2 protein-coding genes and 1 pseudogene are annotated in these 3,716 nt (G+C 63.0%); 1 reads left to right on the forward strand and 2 read right to left on the reverse strand.

Going from position 1 to position 3,716, the window contains the following annotated elements:
* Positions 1–417, forward strand: a 417-nt coding sequence (locus EN964_RS28490) for a phosphopantothenoylcysteine decarboxylase (protein WP_281059577.1), incomplete at its 5' end; no start/stop codon positions are given.
* Between the two features lie 87 nt (positions 418–504).
* Here the strand turns inward: EN964_RS28490 and EN964_RS28495 are convergent.
* Positions 505–1,083 (reverse strand): invasion associated locus B family protein, encoded by a 579-nt coding sequence (locus tag EN964_RS28495; RefSeq protein ID WP_127272727.1) that lies wholly within the window; start codon positions 1,081–1,083, stop codon positions 505–507.
* Positions 1,084–1,118: 35 nt separating this feature from the next.
* Positions 1,119–3,716 (reverse strand): annotated as a pseudogene (locus tag EN964_RS28500) (autotransporter outer membrane beta-barrel domain-containing protein); the annotation flags it as partial.

Consider the following 3,716-nt stretch of genomic DNA (forward strand, 5'->3'; position numbering starts at 1 on the left):
GTGTTCGTCGCCGCCGTTGCCGACTGGCGAACCGAAAATTCAGCCGGTGAGAAGATCAAAAAGGTGGCCGGCGAAGGGCCGCCGGTGCTGCGCATGGTCGAAAATCCCGACATTCTCGCCGGCGTCGGCCATCACAGCCAGCGACCCGGCCTGATTATCGGCTTCGCCGCCGAGACGCAGGATCTCCTGCGCAACGCCGAGGCCAAACTCAAGAAAAAAGGCGCCGATCTCATCGTCGCCAACGACGTGTCGCAGGGAAGCGGCGTCGGTTCTTCTGGCGTGATGGGCGGCGATCGCAACCGGGTGCGGATCGTGTCAAAGGCTGGCGTCGAGGAATGGCCGGAGATGAGCAAGGACGATGTGGCGGCGCGGCTCGCCGCCTTGATCGCCGAAAGGCTTAAAACCATCATCGTTTGAACCGACGCAGAGACGTTCTGAGGCAGTGACGCACTGCCCTGCCGCGAGACGACATTCAGGCAGCGCTTTAAGTCCTGCGGCTCTACCTCAATTGGTCAAAAGCTGCGCGGTCCGGGCAAGCGCGCCGGCGAAGCCGTTGAGCGGAATGGAAAAGTTCACCGCTTGTCCGGTATCTGCCGCGAAAGCGTCGATCTTCAGTGTGGTGCCTGATTTCAGCAGCGGCGTGACAGTCGCATCGAACACCACCGGCACCAGACAGCCGACGACCTGGCAGGTGTTGAACGCCAGGCTGCCGTCCAGCTTCTGATCGTCGATGGTCAGGCTGACCCCCTTGGCCAGCGCCAGGCCGAACGGCAACGCAAGCGTGCCCATGGCATCCTCGCCGGTCTTGCTCGACAGCTCGATCGCCAGCAGCCGCTGATTGCTTTGCTTGTTGAATTGCTGATGCGACAGGCTGCAGGTCTTGGCCGTGCCCGATATCTGGCAATTGACCGTCCAGTCGCCGTGGGTTTCAGACAGTGCCGACGCGCCGCCGGGCAACTGCGGCACATCCGCGGCAGCGGGTGCCGCGACCGCCTTGTCGCTCTTGGTTTGCGCCGCCACGGCCGCCACGCCGACGGTGCAGGCAACACCCAGCATCGCCACGAAATACGCGTACTTCCTCATCAAGATCCCTCCCGCCCGGCTCCGCCTCGGGCCAGCTAGAAACTGACCTTGAGAGACGCGCTGATCGCGTTCTGTTTAACCGTTTCGCCGAAGGCGCCATTATATCTGACGGACATGCCGACGCCATTGACGCCGTTCAGCTCAAGGCCGGCGCCGACCCGATAGAGCGGCGAATCGACGGCCTCCGTCAAGTGCAATGCGGGGTTGCCAGGCAGATTCTCCGCCGCCGCGAAGCGACCTTCGATTTCCCACTCCTTGTCGGAAAACTCCACGCCAGCCTTGCCGTAGACGCGAAGGCTGGCAATGTCGCTGAGTGCAATGTCGGTACCGATCTCGAAAGCCGGCGTCGCCGAATAATACATGTTGGCGCTGCCGTCGAAGTTGAAGGCGGCAACCGAGCCCACTTCCTTGCCGGAAACACGCAGCCAGCGCGCGTCGAACTGCAGGGTCGGCTGCAGGTAGAAAGCACCCATCTCCTGCGTTATGCCGAGCCGCGCCGAACCGCCGAACTGGGCGGTTTTCTGCGTGTAGGTGACACTGTTGCCGATGCCAGGCAGCAATGCCTCCGGCAGATAATCGCCGATCAGCGTTTCGCCCGGAATGAAGGCCACCTGATCGAGATGCGTATCGCGCTCGCCCTTGAAGGAGCCGGTGCCGCCGCCGACTGCGAAGTCGATGAAGTAGTTCTTGTCGGCATATTTCGCCAGCGCATACGCCTGCCAGGATTCGCCTGTCGTGGCCGACAGCAATTCGCCGTTGAAATCGATCTTCGAGTCGAATTCGGTCCGGCCTATCGTTGCGCCGAGCGACCAGTGCTGGCTGACCTCGCCAATGCCGCCAAGCGACATCGTCTTCATGACGTCGTCTCGGCTGGTGGTGCCGGCCTCAGCGTCGCGGCTGTACTCGGCTTGCGGACTGATCGACGCCCAGACACAGCGTCCGTCGGGATCCTTGTAGGCGCGAACGCCGGTGCATTCGCGCGCCGCCTCCAGCATGATGTCCGTGGAGCGGTTGATCATCTCGAATGTGTGCACGGCATAGTGCGGCGTCAGCCGCGTCAGGGCCGAGCCGAGCTCCATTTCATCGGGCAGGAAGCGCAGCATGTTGATCAACAGCGCCATCGGATTGTCTGGGCTCGAAGAAGCCTCGACATCATCGAGATACTGCGCCATCTGGAAGACGCCGGGATCGGTCGTGCCGGAGTTAGGATCCTGTGCCAACTCCAGGAAAGTCGGATTGTCGGCATAGAGAACCAGATCCGTTCCGCCGACCACCTTGGTCAGGAAATTGAAGCCGACCGCCGGATGCAGCGTCGTGGGCGTGATGCCGGAATCGGTCATCGCCGATCCGGTGGCCAGCACATATTCGGCGAACAATTTGTCGATCGACAGGAAATTCAACGGCGCTTCACCATCGAAGTCTCCGGCCACCGTTAGTGCCAGGGCATCCGTGATCTGGTTGTTGAGATCGACGTCGGTGACGAAGTCGCCCGAGAATATCTGCGTGAAGCCGCCCGTGACATCCACTTTGGCCACGACGCCGATGCCCTGATTGGTAAACAGCCCGTCATTGGTGAACTTGCCGCCGCCGAGATCGATGGTCTTGAGGCCGACCATCGAGGCGTCGGCGATATTGTGGAAGCTGTTCGTGCCGCCGCCGAGGTCCATGTTGCCGATCACCCGTCCGAGCGTGTCGGCGCTCTTCGAATTCTCCACATGGTCATCGCCCGATGTGCCGGTGATAGCCAGTGGGCTGAAATCGTCCAGAAGCGATTCCAGGATCGCATTCGTCGGCACGACGGGACCGGGCGCCAACAGGAAGGCTTGGAATGCCTGAAATTGCGACGCCTGGATGGTGAAACTCGGCGTTGCCCCCATCGCATAGAGCAGGCTGTGGTTGTTCAGCGTGTTGTCTGCGCCCCCGACAAGCATCGCCGCCACGCCGGTTCCGGCACCGCCGATCGTGTACTGGCCATTCAGGTTGATGGTGATGTTGCCCTTGGCGCCCTTGGCCGTGCTCTCGCCATAGACAGCCACGGAATCCGCACCTTGCGCGAACAGGCTGTCACCCGCCGTCAGATCGACCGCATGGGCATTGCCGTCGCCTGTCGCGCTCTGGCCGAACATCGCATACGAACTTGCGCCCTTGACCCAGACTTGGCTGTCCGTGCTAGCGGCCGACGCCGCAGCGTCGCCGATACCACCTTGCGAGCCGGCCGCCGACTGGCCCATGGCCAGCGAATCCATGCCGCCGGCGCCACCGCCACCGCCCACCGCCTGGGCAACGACGCCGTGTCCACGGTCGCCATCGGTCTCAATGGCGCCGGACTGGATGATGGTTACCTTGCCGCCGGTGCCCTTGGTGCCACCAGGCGTGTTGAAGCCGATGGCGTTTGGCCCGCCGCCGTCGTCGTCGGCGCCAAAGCGGCCGAAACCGGCACCACCGATGCCGCCGCCGCCACCGACCGACTGCGCGATGCTGGCGATGGAATCCTTGCCCGTCGTCGTGATCGTGCCGGTGCGGATGACGGTAACATCGCCGCCATCGCCGCCATTGCCGCCGAGACCGCCAATGGCCAACGCATTCGAGCTCTTGCCCTTGGCGTCGCCGCCATAGCCGCCACCGCCGCCGAC

The organism is Mesorhizobium sp. M7A.F.Ca.CA.001.10.2.1 (assembly GCF_003998575.1).
Lineage (GTDB): Bacteria > Pseudomonadota > Alphaproteobacteria > Rhizobiales > Rhizobiaceae > Mesorhizobium.

Coding starts and splice junctions, on each gene's coding strand:
- EN964_RS28495 (WP_127272727.1), bottom strand. CDS start 1,083: ATGAGGAAGTACGCGTATTTCGTGGCGATGCTGGGTGTTGCCTGCACC.